The organism is Streptomyces sp. NPDC047085, from assembly GCF_040643735.1.
Taxonomy (GTDB): Bacteria; Actinomycetota; Actinomycetes; order Streptomycetales; family Streptomycetaceae; genus Streptomyces.
In genome coordinates this window covers 521,970-539,987 of record NZ_JBEYUW010000001.1, presented here as the reverse complement: position 1 = coordinate 539,987, position 18,018 = coordinate 521,970, and the positions used below count along the sequence as shown (strand labels likewise).

The window sequence follows — 18,018 nt, the reverse complement described above, 5'->3', positions numbered from 1 at the left end:
AGTGATAGCCCCGGGGAGGCCGCCTGCAGTCAGCCCGCGCTAACGCATCATGGGGCCATGGAGTCGACCAACCTGCGGCCAGGGCACCTCACCGCCCACCAGGTCGACCCAGCAGCTCGGCATCACCCTCGGCGGCGTCCGCCCGCTCGTCCACCGCGGCCAACTCCAGCGCTCCGGCGGGACTGCCCGGCAACCTGGTACGCCATCCCGGACGTCGCCGCCCTCTCCGCCAAGCGCGCCGCACCCAAGGCCGCTTGACCGCAGGTCAGACAGCGTGTAACGACCCCGGTGTACAACTGTGCCCACAACCGGCACCACAGACCACATAGCGAAGCCCCGGCGCGGACCACCCGCCGGGGCTTCGTCGTGCCATCACCATGCGGCCGCAGCCTTGCCAAGCCGGAGCTGATCGCCCGGTCCAGGACAGTTCAAGCCCGCCCGGCCGCACCACCCGCGCCATCACAGGATCATCACAGCACTACCGCAAACCCCACACGCTGCGGATGATGTGCCCTCAAGCACAACCGTCCCAGGGGGGACCCATGCACCAGCAGCACCCGCAGCAGCAGCCCGGATGGGGAGCACCACAGCCTCCCAAGAAGCGCGTCAGCAAGAAGCTCAAGATTGTCGGCGGCGTGTTCCTCGGCCTCATGGCCATCGGCGCTCTGGCCAACGGCGGTAACTCCGGCGACAGCAACAAGGACACCACCGCAAGCAACAGCGCCAAAGCGAAGCCCACACCGAGCGCGAAGAGCGAGCCCAGCCCGGACGTGAGCGCCGCCGAGAAGGCCGCCGGCATTCCGCCGAAGCCGACCGGCGAGAAGCGGCAGCAGCTGCTCAACGCGCTGAAGAAGGCTGCGCCGGACACGGTGAAGTACGAGGACAAGGCCATCGACGCGGCCCGCAACCAGTGCTCGGCCATCAACAGCGCTAGCGCCAAGGCGGACTGGGCAGCGTCGCAGCGCTTCACCTACAAGGACGTCACGACCACCGAGGCCCAGGGCAAGCAGATCAACGAGGCCCTGAAGGGTCTCGGCTTCTGCAAGGTCTGACCCCAGCACACACCGGCCCGGCCGCACACCCGTGCAGCCGGGTCTCTTCATGCCGGGGGTGAGCATGGCCCGCAGCAGACACCGGTCGGGCCGCCCGTACCAGCGGGCACGCCGCGAGATGTTCGCCATCTACGGCACCATCTGCCACCTCTGCGGACACGACGGAGCAGGCGAAGCCGATCACCTCGTACCCATCAGCGTCGACAGCGACCAGCCCCTCGATCCCCACCGCATGCGCCCAGCCCAGCAGCTGGTGCTGACGCACGGCCTCGGCGAGCAGGCCGACGGCTCCTGGGCTTCGTTCAAGAACAGCGTCTGGGTACCGCGGCAGAACGGTAAGGGCGCCGTCATCGAGGCCCTGGAGACCAGGAGCTGCGGTCCTTGAGTGTCGGCCTGACCCGGGTGGAGACGAAGCTCGACGGCATCGGCCAGGGGCTGACAGACCTCGGGAAGGACGTCGCCGACCACGAGACACGGCTCCGTAGCCTGGAGCGCTCCCGCTGGCCCCTGCCCATCATCGGCGTCCTCGCCGGCGTGGTCGGCGCCGCCACGGGCGCCACCGCCCTGTTCGCACGCTGAACCCCGAGCGCCCCCAGTCATGGTCATGACGCCCGTGGCTGGGGGCGTTTCGTCATGCCCGGGATCAACGGAGCGCGTCGAGAGCCTTCACGATGAGCGCGCGGGCGTCGGCGCCGTACACGGCCATGCCGCGCAGCTGCTCGAACGCCTTCACGTACAGGGCGATCTCGGAGGGCTGTGTCACCTGCACGCGGGCCGCGAGCAACTCGACCGATACGAGCGTCTCGTCGTACACGTGGAACAGTTCCTGCGGCCACATCGGCCGGTCCTGGACCGCGCTGGGGATGATGCCCAGCGACACTTGCGGCAGTGCCCCCGCCGTGAGCAGATAGCCGAGCTGCGCGGCCATCGCATCCGGATCGCCCAGTTGGTAGTGGAGGACCGGCTCCTCGATGACCATCGCGAACCGGTGCCCCGGCTCGTGAATGATCCGGGATCGCTCCAGCCGGGCGGCGACCGCGTCGGCGACGTCGTCGGGGATGTCCCGGAAGCGGGTGATCGAGGTCATCAGTCCGCGCGCGTAACCCTCGGTCTGCAGCAGGCCGGGCACCATCGTGGGCGAGTACACCCGGAACAGCTTGGTCGCTTTGAACAGTGGCACGTAGCTGTTCTGAAGTTGCTTCAGCCCGGTGCGAATCTTGCGCCGCCACTCCATGTACATCGACTCGGCGGTGCGGGACTGGGCGATGATGTCGGCCGCCTGATCCCCGGCGCCGCAGGCTTCGCACCAGCGGCGGATGTCGTCGGCGGACGGCGGAGTGCGGGCGCCCTCGATCCGGTACGTCTTGGGGTGTGACCAGCCGCAGCGTGCGGCCAGCTCAGGCCCGGTGATCCCGGCGTCGGCGCGGAGTTCTTTCAGGCGCTGCGCGACGGCTTCGCGGGCGGCCTGGGCCGAGGAGGACGGGGAGAGGGGCATGAGCCGGCCTGGTCACTTTCACGTTAGGTGATCTTGTAGTTCTCGTGCGGGACGGCGCGTGCCCACACCGCTTCGAACGCGTCGGCGCACAGCTTCGCCGCGGCCGGGTCCTCGCTGATCTCGCCACCCGCCGATGCACCGTTCCCGGTGAAGTGGTTCCACCGGACCAGGCGGCCGTCGATCAGCCAGAAGTCATTGCCCGGAAGCGCGATATCGGAGGCGCGCCGACGCGCGAGCCACCGCACCTGTTCGCCGGCCCCTAGGTTGACGACGGTGCTCGCATGCTCGTACCGGATGTAGTCGCTCACCGGCTCGGAAACAATGCGGGCACGGCGCACGGTCACGCCGCGGGCGACGGTGCGGCGGATGAGCGCCACCCACGGACCCCAGTAGGGCGAGTCGGGGTCAGTGTCACGCTGCCCGGTGCGTTTCCAGCGGGCGAAGTCGTCGGCCTCGCTGGCGACTCCGTAGGCGTCTCGCATCTCGAGGTGGACGGCTGAGCTCTGCGCGCCGTCCAGCAGCTCATCGAAGCTCGGCACGTTCTGCGGCATCGCACGCCTTCCTCAGGATCGGCACCATGCGGGCCGGGATTCGGACAACTGCCTCATGCTCAGGGATGCCTGACGCGTGGCCGGGGACCTCGAACGTTGCGCACTCTGCTTCGAGTTCAGGGCCTGGCTTCCATCCCTGGATAACCAGTTCGTTCTTGCTGTCGTCGACCCACACCGTGGGGCTTTCACCTGTGCCGGTATTCGGGTCGATCCCGATGAACCGTAAGGGCATGACCGCCTCCTGCACGCTTCGTGTTCAGAGATGTACACCACCGTCATGCGCAGGGCTTGGCAGGTCAAGGGGCGAAACAAGACGCGTGTACATCGATGCACATCGCTGGCTGTGCTGCACACCTCACTCATAGCTTCTTGAGACAGACGAAACCCCGGCGAAGCGGCGGGCCTCCCGGGGCGCGGCCAACGCCACGTGAGGAGCGTCGACGTGCAGAAGACTAAAGCCATCCAGGCGGTGCCTGCAGCAGCCGAGTACAAGGCGTTGCTGAAGCACTGCAGCACCTGCCGCGCCTGTCACAGGAACACCGCCGTTGCGTGCCCCGAGGCGGGCCGCCTCCGCCGCGCGTGGTCAACGGCCCGCCGCGCAGAGCGCGGGGGTGTCCGGCGATGATCTGCGCGCGCTGCAACCAGCCGATCGAGGGCGAGCCCGAGCCGCTCATCAACATGTCGGCCTCCGGGCCCGGCAGCACGGTGTACGTCCACAAGGGGGGTGCAAGCCGGTGCCCCGCCAGACCGGCCCGGTACGGCGGGTAGGTGTCAGACCCCGGCAGTAGGCTCCCGGACCCGGCGCGACGGCGTGCCGGGCACGGGCAGGCCCCGGCCGGACGCCGATCCGGCCGGGGCCGATACCTGGAGGACTTATGACCATCACTGCCCCCGACGTACCCCAGGTCACCAGCCAGACCTGGAAGGGCCATTGGCACGGGTTCGGCCCTTGGATCGGCGCACCAGTCGACTACGCCAAGGAAGGCAACCGACGGCCGCCCCACCCTGTACGGCCCGCGCCTGAGGCAGGCCACGCCGACCGGTATCAGCAAGCTGCCGGCGAGTTCGCCACCTCCAGCTTGCCGCCCTTGATGTCCGGTCACTGGCTGGTGAAGCAGGGGCAAGTCGCGGCCGACCGCACCTGGACGGATGTCAGCGACGCCATCGAGTGGCTGACGCGGCACTACACCGACAACCCGCCATTCGAGCGGACCGACGGCGGCCAGGCATACGAGCGCCTGGACGCGAAGATCGCGTACACGTCCGACGTTCTCCCCCGAGGGGTGGACATCGCCTGGGTTCACTACACCCAGGCTCGCAGCCTGCTCTCGCTGTCCGTCGTGTGCTGCCCGAACCTCTTCCACCCGGGCACTCCGTGCCCGCTGGGAATCGGAGCCCCTGCCCTCGCCTGAGACCAGCAGAGCACGATCCCGATGGCCCCGGCCGGCACCTCGTCGGTCGGGGCTTCTTCGTACCTTGATCGCCTGCACTTCGGTTGAGCTTCGGCTGAGCTAACGATCTCCGGCGTGTCGCTCCAAGAGACCGCGGAGCGGGCGGTGCACAGTCGGCGCAGGTGAAAACGTTCCTGCGCCGACCAGCGAAGGTGGGGCGGGTGGGACTCGAACCCACGGCCGACGGATTATGAGTCCGCTGCTCTAACCGGCTGAGCTACCGCCCCATAGCGGCGTGTCGCGTACAAGTGTGCGCGCCGTCTGCCGCAGCATAGCCGCTCATACGATCTCCTGCCTCGGATGGTCGGCTTCTGCGCTGCTTCCTGACCTTGAGGACATCCGCGCAGGCCGCGGCGGTTCCCGGGGACATGAAAAAGGACCCCCAAGGGGCCCTCGTTCATTGCGCTCCCCCGACTGGACTCGAACCAGTAACCTGCCGGTTAACAGCCGGCTGCTCTGCCAATTGAGCTACGGAGGACCGAAGCTCCCCCGACTGGACTCGAACCAGTAACCTGCCGGTTAACAGCCGGCTGCTCTGCCAATTGAGCTACGGAGGATCGCCTCGTTGCATCGAACGCACCTACCTGGGTAATCGCCAGGGGGCGGGCGCTCGCTGCGACACATACATTAGCGCAAGCAGGGGGGTGCTCCGCCAATCGGTATCCCCAGGCCCCGACGCCGCACCAGAGACCTACGCAAGGGAAGGGTGGCCGCCATGCGCTACCGGCTCACGTTCGTCGCCGGACTCGCCCTCGGTTACGTCCTCGGCACCAGGGCCGGACGCGAGCGCTACGAGCAGCTGAAGAAGTCCGCTCAGCGGATCGCGCAGAACCCCGCCGTCCGCAACACCGCCGAGACCGCCGCCCAGCAGGGCCGCGTCTACGCCGGCAAGGCCTTCCACACTGTCAGCGACAAAGTCGGTGACCGCGTCCCCGAAGCCGTGGCCCAGCGCATGCGCTCCCTGCGCCACATGAACGGCACCCCCGAGGACGACTGGGGCACGAGCAACACGTAGGGGATCGCCCCCGCGGCGCGCCCCCACGGCGCGCCCCACCGCGCCCCTCCCACCTGCTTGACCGCCCACGGCCAAAGCCCGCGCGGCGATGCTGCAAAATTCTCCGTATGGGGATAGTCGCCGGCTTGGACAGCTCGTCCGATTTCACTCGCATCGTGGTCTGCGACACGGACACCGGTGCCGTGCTGCGGCAGGGGTATGCCCCGCATCCGATGGAGGGCCGCCCCAGCGACGTGGATCCGCAGGCCTGGTTGCTGTCCCTGGGCGAGGCCGCGGGGGGCGGTCTGCTGGAGGGCGTGCAGGCCATCGGCGTCTCCGCGCAGCAGAACGCGCTGGTCCCGCTCGACGCGCAGGGCAACACCGTGCGCCCGGCGATGATCGGCGGCGACAAGCGGGCGCAGGTCGCGGCGGCCGACCTGATCGACGCGCTGGGCGGCCGGGAGGCCTGGGCTCAGGCGGTCGGCAGTGTGCCGGGGGCCGCGCAGCCGGTGACCAAGCTGCGCTGGCTGGCGAAGAGCGAACCCGAGAACGCCCGCCGGACCGCGGTGCTGCTGCAGGCCCACGACTGGCTCGTCTGGCAGCTGCTCGGGCGGCCCGTGCGCAGGACGACCGACCGCGGCGGGGCGTCCGGCACCGGCTACTGGTCCGCGGCCACCGGCGCCTACCGGCCCGACCTGGTCGAGCTGGCCCTGGGCCACCAGGCGATGCTGCCCGAGGTGATCGGCCCGTCCGAGGCCGCCGGTACGACCCCGGAGGGGCTGCTGATCTCCGCCGGGACCGGGGAGACCATGGCCGCCGCGTTCGGGCTGGGGATCGGGATGGGGGACGCGGTCGTCTCGCTCGGAGCGTCCGGCTCGGTGATGGCCGTGCACCCGGAGGCGCTCGCCGACCAGTCCGGGATGATCACCTCGCTCGCCGACGCCACCGGCATGCACCTGCCGGTCGTGACCACCCTGAACGCCGTGCGCACCCTGCGCGGCACCGCCGAACTGCTCGGCCTGCCCGACCTGGAGAGCCTGTCCGAGCTGGCGATGAAGTCCACACCGGGCTCCCACGGGCTGGTCATGCTCCCCTATCTGGAGGGTGAGCGGACGCCCAACCTGCCGCACACCGCCGGCACGATCGCCGGGCTGCGGCGGGAGTCGATGCGGCCGGAGCATCTGGCGCGGGCCGCGTTCGAGGGCATGCTGTGCGGGCTCGCGGACGCGCTGGACGTGCTGCGCGGGCGGGGCGTGGACGTGCGGCGGATCTTCCTGCTGGGCCCGGCCGCCGAGCTGCCCGCCGTGCAGTCCGCGGCGCCCGCGCTGTTCGGCGCGCAGGTCGTCGTACCGCAGCCCGCCGACTACACGGCGATCGGCGCCGCCCGGCAGGCCGCCTGGGCGCTCGGTGTGTCGCAGGGCACACTCGATCCGCGCACCCCGCCGTCCTGGCGGGGCGCGGCCGCGCAGGTGCTGGAGCCGGGTGAGGAGCTGGCCGTGGGCCAGGCGGTGCGGCAGCAGTTCGTGGCGGTGCGGGAGCAGACCCATCCGGGTGCGTTCCGGGCATAGCGCTTGGGATGTCCGGAAGGTCGTAAACCTGTTGGGAGCGGGCCGTAGCCGTACAGCCGTACGGTTGTCCGCTGTTGGGTTAATCGGTTGAGGTAACACCGGTGGAGTGTTCGACGATAGGGGCCAGGGGCAACCACCTCAGCCCCCTACCGCCGACTCCGAGAGACGTAGCGTGCTCATACGACTTCTGCGGACCTACCTCAGGCCCTACAAGAAACCCATAGCCCTTCTGGTGCTGCTGCAGTTCCTGCAGACCTGCGCCACTCTCTACCTGCCCACGCTGAACGCGGACATCATCGACAACGGTGTCGTGAAGGGTGACACGGACTACATCCTGTCCTCCGGCGCCCTGATGATCGGCATCTCGCTGGCGCAGGTCGTGTGCAACATCGGCGCCGTGTACTTCGGCGCCCGGACCGCCTCCGCGCTCGGCCGGGACGTGCGCGGCGCGGTCTTCGACCGGGTGCAGGCCTTCTCCGCGCGTGAGGTGGGTCACTTCGGGGCGCCCTCGCTCATCACCCGTACGACGAACGACGTCCAGCAGGTCCAGATGCTGGCCCTGATGACGTTCACGCTGATGGCGTCGGCGCCCATCATGTGCGTCGGCGGCATCGTGCTGGCCCTCGGCCTGGACGTGCCGCTGTCCGGAGTGCTCGTCGCGGTCGTGCCGGTGCTGGGCATCTGCGTGACGCTGATCGTCCGGCGGCTGCGGCCGCTGTTCCGGACCATGCAGGTCCGCCTGGACACGGTGAACCGGGTGCTGCGCGAGCAGATCACCGGCAACCGGGTGATCCGCGCCTTCGTCCGGGACGAGTACGAGCAGGGGCGGTTCGGGAAGGCCAACGGCGAGCTGACGGAGATGCAGCTGGCCACCGGCCGGATGCTCGCGCTGATGTTCCCGATGGTGATGACGGTGGTGAACCTGTCGTCCATCGCGGTGGTGTGGTTCGGTGCGCACCGCATCGACAGCGGCGGGATGCGCATCGGTGACCTGACCGCGTTCCTCGCCTATCTGATGCAGATCGTGATGTCCGTGATGATGGCCACCTTCATGTTCATGATGGTGCCGCGCGCGGAGGTGTGTGCCGAGCGCATCGAGGAGGTGCTGGACACCGACTCGAGCGTGGTGCCGCCGCTCGCGCCGGTCGCCGAGCTGCGCCGGCACGGGCATCTGGAGATCCGCGGGGCGGGCTTCCGCTATCCGGGTGCCGAGGAGCCGGTGCTGAAGTCCATCGACCTGGTCGCCCGGCCCGGCGAGACGACCGCCGTGATCGGCTCGACCGGCAGCGGCAAGTCCACCCTGCTGGGGCTGGTGCCGCGGCTGTTCGACGCCACCGAGGGCGAGGTGCTGGTCGACGGCGTCGACGTCCGGGAGGTCGAGCCGCGGCTGCTCGCCAGGACCGTCGGCCTCGTGCCGCAGAAGCCGTACCTGTTCGCGGGCACGGTCGCCACCAACCTGCGCTACGGCAATCCGGACGCCACCGACGAGGAGCTGTGGCACGCCCTGGAGGTGGCGCAGGCCAAGGACTTCGTGCAGAAGCTGGAGGGCGGGCTGGACGCGCCGATCGCGCAGGGCGGCACCAACGTGTCCGGCGGTCAGCGCCAGCGTCTCGCCATCGCCCGCACGCTCGTCCAGCGCCCGGAGATCTACCTCTTCGACGACTCCTTCTCCGCGCTCGACTACGCCACGGACGCGGCGCTGCGCGCGGCGCTGGGCCAGGAGACCGCCGAGGCCACCGTGGTGATCGTCGCCCAGCGCGTGGCGACCATCCGGGACGCGGACCGGATCGTCGTCCTCGACGAGGGCCGGGTGGTCGGCTCCGGCCGCCACCACGAGCTCATGGCGAGCAACGAGACCTACCGGGAGATCGTCCTCTCCCAGCTCACGGAAGCGGAGGCTGCCTGATGGCCGGGCCCATGGGACGCATGATGGCCGGGGGCGGCCCCGACCAGCGCTCGATGGACTTCAAGGGGTCGGGCAAACGGCTCGTCGCCCAGTTCAAACCGGAACGGGTCACGATCTACGCGCTGCTGACATGCGTCGTCATCAGCGTGGCCCTGAACGTGATCGGCCCGAAGATCCTCGGCAAGGCCACCGACCTGGTATTCGCCGGGATCATCGGCCGGCAGATGCCGGCCGGGGCCAGCAAGGAGCAGGTGCTCGACTCGATGCGCGCGCGGGGCCAGGGCTCCGTCGCGGACATGCTGAAGAGCACCGACTTCACCCCCGGCAAGGGCATCGACTTCGACGCCGTCGGGGAGGTCCTGCTGATCGCGCTGGTCACCTTCCTGGTGGCCGGTCTGCTGATGGCGGTCGCCACCCGGCTGGTCAACCGGGCGGTGAACCGCACGATGTACCGGCTGCGCGAGGCCGTGCAGGGCAAGCTGTCGCGGCTGCCGCTGTCGTACTTCGACAAGCGCCAGCGCGGCGAGGTGCTGTCCCGGGCCACCAACGACATCGACAACATCGGGCAGACGCTGCAGCAGTCGATGGGCCAGCTGATCAACTCGGTGCTGACCATCATCGGCGTGCTCGCGATGATGTTCTACGTCTCCTGGATCCTGGCCCTGGTCGCCCTGGTGACCGTCCCGCTGTCCTTCGTGGTCGCCACCCGGGTCGGCAAGCGGTCGCAGCCGCACTTCGTGCAGCAGTGGCGCTCCACCGGCAAGCTGAACGCGCACATCGAGGAGATGTACACCGGGCACACCCTGGTGAAGGTGTTCGGGCGGCAGGAGGAGTCCGCGAAGCTGTTCGCCGAGCAGAACGACGCGCTGTACGAGGCCGGATTCAAGGCGCAGTTCAACAGCGGTGTGATGCAGCCGCTGATGATGTTCGTGTCGAACATCAACTATGTGCTGGTGGCCGTGGTCGGCGGTCTGCGCGTCGCCTCCGGCACGCTGTCCATCGGTGACGTGCAGGCCTTCATCCAGTACTCACGGCAGTTCTCGATGCCGCTGACGCAGGTCGCGTCGATGGCGAACCTGGTGCAGTCCGGTGTCGCCTCGGCAGAGCGGATCTTCGAACTCCTGGACGCGGAGGAGCAGGAGGCGGACCCGGTTCCGGGCGAGCGGCCGGAGCGGCTGCGCGGGCGGGTGGCGCTGGAGGGCGTGTCCTTCCGGTACGACCCCGAGAAGCCGCTGATCGAGGACCTGTCGCTGACGGTCGAACCCGGGCACACGGTCGCCATCGTCGGCCCGACCGGCGCGGGCAAGACCACGCTGGTCAACCTGCTGATGCGGTTCTACGACGTCTCCGGCGGGCGGATCACCCTCGACGGCGTGGACATCCGGAAGATGTCCCGGGACGAACTGCGGTCCGGGATCGGCATGGTGCTGCAGGACACCTGGCTGTTCGGCGGCACCATCGCGGAGAACATCGCGTACGGCGCGGCGCGGGAGGTGACCCGGGGCGAGATCGAGGAGGCCGCGCGTGCCGCGCACGCCGACCGCTTCGTCCGTACCCTCCCCGACGGCTACGACACCGTGATCGACGACGAGGGCACGGGGGTCAGCGCCGGTGAGAAGCAGCTCATCACCATCGCGCGGGCGTTCCTGTCCGACCCGACGATCCTGGTGCTGGACGAGGCGACGTCGTCCGTCGACACCCGTACCGAGGTGCTGATCCAGAAGGCGATGGCCAAACTCGCCGACGGCCGCACGTCGTTCGTCATCGCCCACCGTCTCTCCACCATCCGGGACGCGGACACCATCCTCGTCATGGAGAACGGCTCCATCGTCGAACAGGGCACCCACACGGACCTGCTGGCGGCGGACGGCGCGTACGCGCGCCTGTACAAGGCCCAGTTCGCGCAGGCGGTGGCCGAGGTCGACTGACCTTCGAGGGTCGTTCGTATCGAGACAGGGGGCGCTCACGTCAGTGAGCGCCCCCTCTTCAGTCCAGGTAGCCCCTCAGTTGGTCCGCGTAGGCGTGGTCGCGGAGTTTGTTGAGGGTTTTGGATTCGATCTGGCGTATGCGTTCGCGGGTGACGCCGAAGAGGCGGCCTATTTCCTCCAGGGTGCGGGGGCGGCCGTCGTCGAGGCCGTAGCGGAGTTGGACGACCTTGCGTTCGCGCTCGCCGAGGGTGGAGAGGACCGCCTCCAGGTGCTGGCGGAGGAGGAGGAAGGCCGCCGATTCGACGGGGCTCGCGGCGTCGCCGTCCTCGATGAGGTCGCCGAGGGCGACGTCGTCCTCCTCGCCGACCGGGGCGTGCAGGGACACCGGCTCCTGGGCGAGGCGCAGCACCTCGGACACCCGCTCGGGCGGCAGGTCCAGGTGGGCGGCGACCTCGTCCGGGGTCGGCTCGTAGCCCCGTTCCTGCAGCATGCGGCGCTGGACGCGGACGACCCGGTTGATCAGTTCCACGACGTGCACCGGCACCCGGATGGTGCGGGCCTGGTCGGCCAGGGCGCGGGACATGGCCTGGCGGATCCACCAGGTGGCGTACGTGGAGAACTTGTAGCCGCGCGCGTAGTCGAACTTCTCCACCGCGCGGATCAGCCCGAGGTTGCCCTCCTGGACCAGGTCGAGCATGGTCAGCCCGCGGCCCACGTACCGCTTCGCCACGGACACGACGAGCCGCAGATTGGCCTCGATGAGGCGCCGCTTGGCCATCCGGCCCATGACGACGAGCCGGTCCAGGTCGAGCGCGAGCTGGCTGTCCAGGTCGGGCGTGTTGCTCAGCTTCTCCTCGGCGAACAGCCCGGCCTCGACCCGGCGGGCGAGCTCGACCTCCTCGGCGGCGGTGAGCAGCGGGATGCGGCCGATCTCGCGCAGGTACTGGCGGAACAGGTCCGAGGAGGGGCCGCCGGTGTCGTTGGCACGCGCGGTGACCGGCGCCTCGACGGGTTCCGCGGCCTCGCCCGCCGCACCGGGCTCGTCGGCGTCGTCCGTCAGCGCCTCGGCGGGCGGTTCCGCCGGCTCGTCGGCCGCCTCCGGGTGGTGGAGGCCACGGCTCTGCGGGGGCACGGCCACGAGGACGTCGGAGTCGGCGTCCGCCTCGTCGGCGGTTGCGCTGGTGGTGCTGTCGTTTTGGGTGAGGGTCTGGGTCTGCACGGGGGCGACCTCCAGGATGATCGCTGCTCAAGGTGTGCGGCAGCGGCACTTCGGGAGCGGAGAGTCGACGGCCTGCGCTCCGATGACTCGGGCACCGCACCCAGTGTGGAGTACGACACATGCCCGCCACGAGGGGCGTGCGGTGACTTTTTGCGTTCGGTCCGTGACGGCCTGGTGATCCCGGCCCCTCAGAGGGCCGACGGTCCCTCGTCCTGGAGGGCCCTTTCGTACCTGGTGAGGATCATCATCTCGTTCTGGACGGCGGCCGACTGGGCCGGATCCGAGTGCCCGAGCCGGGTCAGCGTGCTCTGCAGATCGGTGAGCCGACGGGCGACGGCCCTGCGGCGGACGGCGACGAGCTGCTCGCCCGCGTACGCCTCGTCGACGGTACGGCGCATGATCGCCTCCACCGCCAGCTCGGTCACCATCGCCCGCACCGTGTCGTCGGGCGCCGCCTCGCGGACCCGGACCAGGTACTCCTGCGCGTCCTGCGTGCCGTACTCGGCGCCGCCCGCCTCCGCGATCGCCTGGCGGACCGCCGCGTAGGGCGGCGCGGTGAACTCGTCGACGCCGTACGCGTCGAACGCGGGCGACACCAGCTCGGGGCGCTGCAGGGCGAGTTTGAGCAGTTCGCGTTCGGTGGCGAAGACGGGGTTGCGCAGGGTGAGGGCCGGGCCGCTGCTCGCGGGGCGGGGGGCGGCGGCCTCCCACTGCTGCTGCGGGCCGCGCGGCTGCTGCTGCGGGCCGCCCTTGCCGCCCCGCTCACGGGCCCAACGGGCCAGCTGGGCCACCCGCTTGACCACGAACTGGGTGTCGAGGATGCCGAGCATGCCGGCGAGCTCGACGGCGACCTCGTGCTGCGCGCCGCTGTTCTTGATGCGGGCGACGATGGGCGCCGCCTCGTCCAGGGCGGCCGCACGGCCGGCCGGGGTGTCCAGGTCGTAGCGGCTCACGATCTGGCGGAGCGCGAACTCGAAGAGCGGAGTGCGGGGTTCGACCAGGTCGGCGACCGCCTCGTCGCCCTTGGCGAGGCGCAGCTCGCAGGGGTCCATGCCGTCCGGGGCGATGGCGATGTACGTCTCGGCGGCGAACTTCTGGTCGTCCTCGAAGGCGCGCAGGGCCGCCTTCTGGCCGGCCGCGTCGCCGTCGAAGGTGAAGATCACGCGGGCCGAGCCGTTGTCCATCAGCAGCCGGCGCAGGATCTTGATGTGGTCGCCGCCGAAGGCCGTGCCACAGGTCGCGATGGCCGTCGTCACGCCCGCCAGATGGCAGGCCATGACGTCGGTGTACCCCTCGACCACGACGGCCCGGCTGGACTTGGCGATGTGCTGCTTGGCGAGGTCGATGCCGTACAGGACCTGCGACTTCTTGTAGATCGCGGTGTCGGGCGTGTTCAGGTACTTCGGGCCGTTGTCCGCCTCGTACAGCTTGCGGGCGCCGAAGCCGACGACCTCGCCGCCGATGTCCCGGATGGGCCACATCAGCCGGCCCCGGAACCGGTCGATGGGCCCGCGGCGCCCCTCCTGGGACAGCCCGGACAGCACCAGCTCCTTGTCGGTGAAGCCCTTGCCGCGCAGATAGCGGGTGAGGTGGTCCCAGCCCTGGGGGCTGTAGCCGACGCCGAAGTGGACGGCGGCGGCCTGGTCGAAACCGCGCTCGGCGAGGAAGATCCGGCCGGTCTCGGCCTCGGGGCTGACGGCGAGCTGCTCGGCGTACCACTGCGCGGCGATCTTGTGCGCCTCGACCAGCCGGATGCGCTCGCCACGCTGGTGGGCGGGGTTGTACCCGCCCTCCTCGTAGCGCAGCGTGATGCCGGCCTGCCCGGCCAGCCGCTCCACCGCCTCCGAGAAGGAGAGGTGGTCCACCTTCATCACGAAGGTGATGGTGTCGCCGCCCTCCTGGCAGCCGAAGCAGTGGAAGAGTCCCTTGCTCGGGCTGACCTGGAAGGACGGCGACTTCTCGTCGTGGAAGGGGCACAGCCCCTTGAGGTTGCCGCCACCGGCGTTGCGCAGCTGGAGGTACTCCGAGACCACGGCGTCGATCGGGACCGCGTCCCGTACCGCCTTCACGTCCTCGTCGTTGATCCGTCCTGCCACGGATGAATTCTACGGGGGCGGTGTGACAGCGATGGCGCTCGCGGCGGTCAGGAGGCCAGGCCCTCGAGGGGGACGTGCGGGTCAGCGAGGGCCTCGGTGTTCACCTGGGCCTGGGAGCGGATCAGCTTCTGGATCTGCTCTGTGACATCCCACACGTTCACGTTCATCCCGGCCAGCACGCGTCCTTCCTTCACCCAGAACGCGATGAACTCCCGCTTGCCCGCGTCGCCCCGGATCACCACCTCGTCGTACGACCCCGGCGGCGCCCATCCGCTGTACTCCATGCCCAGGTCGTACTGGTCGGTGAAGAAGTAGGGCACGCGGTCGTAGACGACGTCCTGCCCGAGCATCGCGCGCGCGGCCGCCGGGCCGCCGTTGAGCGCGTTGGCCCAGTGCTCCACCCGCAGCCGGGTGTCGAACAGGGCGAGCGGGAAGTTCGCCACGTCACCGGCCGCGTAGATGTCCGGGTCGGAGGTGCGCAGCCGCTCGTCCACCACGACACCGCCGCCCCGCGCCCGGTCGGCCAGCTCCAGCCCGGCGGCCTCCGCGAGCGCGACCCGCGGTGCCGCGCCGATCGCCGCGAGGACGTCGTGCGCCGGGTGCTCCTCGCCGTCGTCGGTGCGGGCCGCGAGGACCATGCCGTCCTGGCCGACGATCTCGGTGAGCCGCCGCCCGAAGTGGAACCGGACGCCGTGCTCGCGGTGCAGCTCGGCGAAGACGTTGCCCAGCTCGGGGCCGAGCACGCCGTGCAGCGGGGTCGGCTCCGGCTCGATCACCGTGACCTCGGCGCCGTACTCACGGGCCGCCGCCGCGACCTCCAGGCCGATCCAGCCTGCGCCGGCGATCACGAGGTGCCCGTTGTCCCGGCCGAGGTTGTGCAGGACGTGCTTGAGGCGCTCGGCGTGGGCGAGGCGGCGCAGATGGTGGACGCCGGCCAGACCGGTGCCGGGGATGTCCAGGCGGCGGGGTTCGGCGCCGGTGACGAGCAGCAGCTTGTCGTAGCGGACGACGGTGCCGTCGTCCCCGAAGCGCACGGTCTTCCCGGCGCGGTCGATCGCGTCGACGGTCTGGCCGAGATGCAGCTCGATGTCGTTCTGCGCGTACCAGGCGGGCTCGTGCACGAAGACGCTGTCGCGCTCCTCCTTGCCGAGCAGGTAGCCCTTGGACAGGGGCGGCCGCTCGTACGGCTGGTCGCGTTCGTCGCAGATCAGTATCACGCGCCCGGTGAAGCCCTCCGCCCGGAGCGTCTCGGCCGCCTTCGCGCCGGCGAGGCCGCCTCCGACGATGACGAATGTCTGATCCGCGTCGACCACTTGATGCCTCCTCTTAAGGATGTCGCCACATGCGAGCGTCCCGCACACGGCGTGGTGCGGGAAGGGGTAGTGACCCGATCAGGCCATCCAGGGTCACTTTCCCTTCACATATGCCCCGTGAGTCTCGCGTGCAGCGAGCGGGCCGAGGCGTCGGTGAGGGAGGCGATCTGGTCGACGATCACCCGCTTGCGGGCGTGGTCGTCGGGTGCCTCTTCGAAGAGGGTCCGGAACTGGGGGTCCAGGCCGTCGGGGGCGCGGGCGGTGAGCGCCTCGGCCAGTTCGGCGACGACGACACGCTGGTCGGCGCGCAGCCGTTCCTGTTCCGCGCGCTGCATCACGTACCGGTCGGCGACGGCCTTGAGCACCGCGCACTCCAACCGGGTCTCGTGGGGTACGACGAGTTCGGCGCCGTAGCGGGTGAGCCGGCCGCTGCCGTAGGCGGCGCGGGTGGCGCCCTCGGCGGCCAGGCAGAACCGGCCGATGAGCTGGCTGGTGGCGTCCTTGAGGCGGGCCTGGGCGACCGCCGTGCCGTCGTAGCCGTGCGGCCACCACTCCTGGCCCTGGAGGCGGTCAAGGGCGGCGGCGAGTTCGGCGGGATCGGTGCCGGTGGGGACGTACCGGCCGATGGCGACCTCGAACACCGCCTGCCGTTCGGGCTCGGCGTGCAGGCAGTCGGGGTCGATGTGGCCGGCGTGCAGGCCGTCCTCGACGTCGTGCACCGAGTAGGCGACGTCGTCCGACCAGTCCATGACCTGCGCCTCGAAGCAGGTGCGGGTGCCGGGGGCCTCCTTGCGGACCCAGTCGAAGACCGGGCGGTCGTCCTCGTACACCCCGAACTTCGGGGACGCCGGGTTCGTGGGGTGGGCGCCGCGCGGCCAGGGGTACTTCGTGGCGGCGTCCAGGGCGGCGCGGGTGAGGTTGAGGCCGACGGAGCCTTCGGCGGTGAAGCGTTTGGGCTCGATGCGGGTGAGGAGCCTGAGGGACTGGGCGTTGCCCTCGAAGCCGCCGCAGTCGTCGGCGAACTCGTTCAGCGCCTGTTCGCCGTTGTGACCGAAAGGGGGGTGGCCGAGGTCGTGGGAGAGACAGGCGGCTTCGACGAGATCGGGGTCGCAGCCGAGGGCCGCGCCCAGTTCCCGGCCCACCTGGGCGCACTCCAGCGAGTGGGTCAGCCGGGTGCGGGGGCTCGCGTCCCAGGCGTGGGCGCTGCGCTCGCCTGGCGTGACGACCTGGGTCTTGCCGGCGAGACGGCGGAGGGCCGCGGAGTGGAGGATGCGGGCGCGGTCGCGTTGGAAGGCGGTGCGGCCGGGGCGTTTGTCGGGTTCGGGTGCCCAGCGGTCGGCTGACGCCGGGTCGTAGCCGGGGGGTGGTGCGGTGCCGGTACCTGCGGTGCCTTCCATGGTTCGACAGTAAGGGTCGGCAGTGACAATTGGGGTGCGTCGGTGCGCCTAGTCGCCTGCGTAGTTCTGTTTTTGGGCGAGTGCAGGTGGTGTGGGGCTGGTCGCGCAGTTCCCCGCGCCCCTTAGGCAGCTTCCGTCGACCGTGTTGACAGGCTCTGGTCGTAGCGGTGGAGGATCAGGCGGGCCATCGCGTCGTGGGCGCCCAGGGGGGCCGAGGCTATCCAGGGGGCCTGGTCCGCGCACTGGGTGGCGAAGCGGCCCGGGGCCGTGAAGTACGAGGCGACGGCCACTCTGTGGCGGCCCCTCGACGCCAGGGCGCGCAGGGCCGTCGGGACCGTCGGGCTCGCCGCCGAGGCGTACGCGGGGACGACCGGGACGTCGAGGCGGGCGGCGAGGAGGCGGGCGGTGCGGCGGGTGTCGGCGGCGGAGTCGGGGTCGCGGGAGCCCGCCGCGGCGAGGACGACGGCGGTCGAGCGGCGGTCGGTGTCGTCCATGGCCGGGGGCCAGCCGGCCTCGGTCAGGCGGGCGTGCAGGGCCTCCACGAGGAGCGGGTGCGGGCCGAGAGGCGCGGCCACGCGTGCGCGTACGGGGGAGGCCGCCGCCATCTCGGGGATGTCCTGCTTGACGTGGTAGCCGCGGCCGAGGAGCAGCGGGACGAGGACGGCGGGGGTGTCGCCGAGGGCGGCGAGCGTGTCGGGGAGCAGGGGCTCGTTCAGCTCGATGTGGCCCAGGTGGAGGGGGAGGCCGGGGCGCAGCTGTCGTACCCGGTCCATCAGGGCCCGGACGGTGGACAGCGCGCTCGGGTCGCGGCTGCCGTGGGCGACCAGGACGAGGGCGGGCGGGGCCGGCCGGCGGCGCCCGGGCGGCGCGACGAGCCTGAGCTGTCCGGCGAGCCGGCTGCTGATGCTGTTCAGCAGGTGCGCCGCGCTGAGGTCCGCCGTGCTCAGGTCCGACGCGCTGGGGTCCGCCAGGCTCAGGTCCGCCGGGTTGTCGCGGTGGACGCGGGGCTCGTCGCGGGGAGGGTTCGACGCCGTCATGGAAGGATCCT

The 18,018-nt window shown here is 70.4% G+C and carries 15 protein-coding genes, 3 tRNA genes and 1 pseudogene; 8 read left to right on the top strand and 11 right to left on the bottom strand.

What is annotated here, in order from left to right; translation table 11 throughout:
- Nucleotides 1-542: 542 nt before the first annotated feature.
- From ABZ865_RS02170 to ABZ865_RS02160, 3 genes are all read left to right on the top strand, one after another.
- Nucleotides 543-1,052 carry a hypothetical protein gene (locus ABZ865_RS02170; RefSeq protein ID WP_361222500.1) on the top strand — a complete coding sequence of 170 codons (510 nt, stop codon included), beginning with the start codon at nt 543-545 and terminating at the stop codon, nt 1,050-1,052.
- A gap of 64 nt (nt 1,053-1,116) precedes the next feature.
- A complete protein-coding gene (locus tag ABZ865_RS02165) occupies nt 1,117-1,437 on the top strand; it encodes a hypothetical protein (protein ID WP_361222498.1) in 321 nt (106 codons plus the stop codon).
- Nucleotides 1,434-1,631, top strand: a complete 198-nt coding sequence (locus ABZ865_RS02160; protein WP_361222496.1) for a hypothetical protein — start codon at nt 1,434-1,436, stop codon at nt 1,629-1,631. The genes ABZ865_RS02165 and ABZ865_RS02160 overlap by 4 nt, the downstream gene beginning before the upstream one ends.
- 64 nt (nt 1,632-1,695) lie before the next feature.
- Here ABZ865_RS02160 and ABZ865_RS02155 read toward each other — a convergent pair whose 3' ends face one another.
- Genes ABZ865_RS02155 through ABZ865_RS02145 form a run of 3 tightly spaced genes read right to left on the bottom strand, consistent with a single transcriptional unit; the run spans nt 1,696 to nt 3,330 of the window.
- Entirely contained in the window at nt 1,696-2,547 is an 852-nt protein-coding gene (locus ABZ865_RS02155) for a helix-turn-helix transcriptional regulator (RefSeq protein ID WP_361222495.1), read from the bottom strand.
- Nucleotides 2,548-2,570: 23 nt separating this feature from the next.
- The gene (locus ABZ865_RS02150; RefSeq protein WP_361222493.1) at nt 2,571-3,098 is read right to left on the bottom strand and encodes a DUF6879 family protein; all 528 of its coding nucleotides are present in this window, start codon (nt 3,096-3,098) and stop codon (nt 2,571-2,573) included.
- Nucleotides 3,070-3,330 carry a hypothetical protein gene (locus ABZ865_RS02145; protein ID WP_361222491.1) on the bottom strand — a complete coding sequence of 87 codons (261 nt, stop codon included), beginning with the start codon at nt 3,328-3,330 and terminating at the stop codon, nt 3,070-3,072. The genes ABZ865_RS02150 and ABZ865_RS02145 overlap by 29 nt, the downstream gene beginning before the upstream one ends.
- Before the next feature lie 643 nt (nt 3,331-3,973).
- On the opposite strand from ABZ865_RS02145, the gene ABZ865_RS02140 reads away from it, so the two are divergent.
- Complete coding sequence (locus tag ABZ865_RS02140) at nt 3,974-4,510, top strand: hypothetical protein (protein WP_361222490.1); 537 nt, start codon at nt 3,974-3,976, stop codon at nt 4,508-4,510.
- A 192-nt stretch (nt 4,511-4,702) separates the two neighbouring features.
- Here ABZ865_RS02140 and ABZ865_RS02135 read toward each other — a convergent pair.
- The 3 genes from ABZ865_RS02135 to ABZ865_RS02125 form a co-directional block, all read right to left on the bottom strand.
- A tRNA-Ile gene (locus tag ABZ865_RS02135) sits at nt 4,703-4,776 on the bottom strand.
- A 178-nt stretch (nt 4,777-4,954) separates the two neighbouring features.
- Nucleotides 4,955-5,027: transfer RNA gene (locus tag ABZ865_RS02130), tRNA-Asn, on the bottom strand.
- 6 nt (nt 5,028-5,033) lie between these two features.
- Nucleotides 5,034-5,106 (bottom strand) — tRNA-Asn (locus ABZ865_RS02125).
- 158 nt (nt 5,107-5,264) lie between these two features.
- Here ABZ865_RS02125 and ABZ865_RS02120 point away from each other — a divergent pair.
- The 4 genes from ABZ865_RS02120 to ABZ865_RS02105 all read left to right on the top strand — a co-directional run bounded on the left by ABZ865_RS02120 (nt 5,265) and on the right by ABZ865_RS02105 (nt 10,945).
- Nucleotides 5,265-5,564 carry a YtxH domain-containing protein gene (locus ABZ865_RS02120; protein WP_361222489.1) on the top strand — a complete coding sequence of 100 codons (300 nt, stop codon included), beginning with the start codon at nt 5,265-5,267 and terminating at the stop codon, nt 5,562-5,564.
- A gap of 107 nt (nt 5,565-5,671) precedes the next feature.
- On the top strand, nt 5,672-7,111 hold the full coding sequence (locus ABZ865_RS02115; protein ID WP_361222488.1) for an FGGY family carbohydrate kinase: 1,440 nt from the start codon (nt 5,672-5,674) through the stop codon (nt 7,109-7,111).
- Nucleotides 7,112-7,283: 172 nt separating this feature from the next.
- The gene (locus tag ABZ865_RS02110) at nt 7,284-9,017 is read left to right on the top strand and encodes an ABC transporter ATP-binding protein (protein ID WP_361222487.1); all 1,734 of its coding nucleotides are present in this window, start codon (nt 7,284-7,286) and stop codon (nt 9,015-9,017) included.
- Nucleotides 9,017-10,945 (top strand): ABC transporter ATP-binding protein, encoded by a 1,929-nt coding sequence (locus tag ABZ865_RS02105; RefSeq protein WP_361222485.1) that lies wholly within the window; start codon nt 9,017-9,019, stop codon nt 10,943-10,945. Before ABZ865_RS02110 ends, ABZ865_RS02105 begins: the two co-directional genes overlap by 1 nt.
- Before the next feature lie 58 nt (nt 10,946-11,003).
- Here the strand turns inward: ABZ865_RS02105 and ABZ865_RS02100 are convergent.
- The 5 genes and pseudogenes from ABZ865_RS02100 to ABZ865_RS02080 all read right to left on the bottom strand — a co-directional run bounded on the left by ABZ865_RS02100 (nt 11,004) and on the right by ABZ865_RS02080 (nt 18,007).
- Nucleotides 11,004-12,283, bottom strand: a pseudogene (locus ABZ865_RS02100) (RNA polymerase sigma factor).
- A 69-nt stretch (nt 12,284-12,352) separates the two neighbouring features.
- The gene (gene dnaG, locus ABZ865_RS02095; protein WP_361222483.1) at nt 12,353-14,260 is read right to left on the bottom strand and encodes a DNA primase; all 1,908 of its coding nucleotides are present in this window, start codon (nt 14,258-14,260) and stop codon (nt 12,353-12,355) included.
- A 47-nt stretch (nt 14,261-14,307) separates the two neighbouring features.
- The gene (locus ABZ865_RS02090; protein WP_361222482.1) at nt 14,308-15,573 is read right to left on the bottom strand and encodes an FAD-dependent oxidoreductase; all 1,266 of its coding nucleotides are present in this window, start codon (nt 15,571-15,573) and stop codon (nt 14,308-14,310) included.
- 104 nt (nt 15,574-15,677) lie between these two features.
- Entirely contained in the window at nt 15,678-16,970 is a 1,293-nt protein-coding gene (locus tag ABZ865_RS02085; protein WP_361222481.1) for a deoxyguanosinetriphosphate triphosphohydrolase, read from the bottom strand.
- 122 nt (nt 16,971-17,092) lie between these two features.
- A complete protein-coding gene (locus tag ABZ865_RS02080) occupies nt 17,093-18,007 on the bottom strand; it encodes a sirohydrochlorin chelatase (RefSeq protein ID WP_361222479.1) in 915 nt (304 codons plus the stop codon).
- Nucleotides 18,008-18,018 lie beyond the last annotated feature (11 nt).

What these genes read in the sequence shown, in the direction of transcription:
- ABZ865_RS02170 (WP_361222500.1), top strand. Translation starts at nt 543, where the DNA reads ATGCACCAGCAGCACCCGCAGCAGCAGCCCGGATGGGGAGCACCACAG.
- ABZ865_RS02165 (WP_361222498.1), top strand. Translation starts at nt 1,117, where the DNA reads ATGGCCCGCAGCAGACACCGGTCGGGCCGCCCGTACCAGCGGGCACGC.
- ABZ865_RS02155 (WP_361222495.1), bottom strand. Translation starts at nt 2,547, where the DNA reads ATGCCCCTCTCCCCGTCCTCCTCGGCCCAGGCCGCCCGCGAAGCCGTC.
- ABZ865_RS02150 (WP_361222493.1), bottom strand. Translation starts at nt 3,098, where the DNA reads ATGCCGCAGAACGTGCCGAGCTTCGATGAGCTGCTGGACGGCGCGCAG.
- ABZ865_RS02145 (WP_361222491.1), bottom strand. Translation starts at nt 3,330, where the DNA reads ATGCCCTTACGGTTCATCGGGATCGACCCGAATACCGGCACAGGTGAA.
- ABZ865_RS02140 (WP_361222490.1), top strand. Translation starts at nt 3,974, where the DNA reads ATGACCATCACTGCCCCCGACGTACCCCAGGTCACCAGCCAGACCTGG.
- ABZ865_RS02120 (WP_361222489.1), top strand. Translation starts at nt 5,265, where the DNA reads ATGCGCTACCGGCTCACGTTCGTCGCCGGACTCGCCCTCGGTTACGTC.
- ABZ865_RS02115 (WP_361222488.1), top strand. Translation starts at nt 5,672, where the DNA reads ATGGGGATAGTCGCCGGCTTGGACAGCTCGTCCGATTTCACTCGCATC.
- ABZ865_RS02105 (WP_361222485.1), top strand. Translation starts at nt 9,017, where the DNA reads ATGGCCGGGCCCATGGGACGCATGATGGCCGGGGGCGGCCCCGACCAG.
- ABZ865_RS02085 (WP_361222481.1), bottom strand. Translation starts at nt 16,970, where the DNA reads ATGGAAGGCACCGCAGGTACCGGCACCGCACCACCCCCCGGCTACGAC.
- ABZ865_RS02080 (WP_361222479.1), bottom strand. Translation starts at nt 18,007, where the DNA reads ATGACGGCGTCGAACCCTCCCCGCGACGAGCCCCGCGTCCACCGCGAC.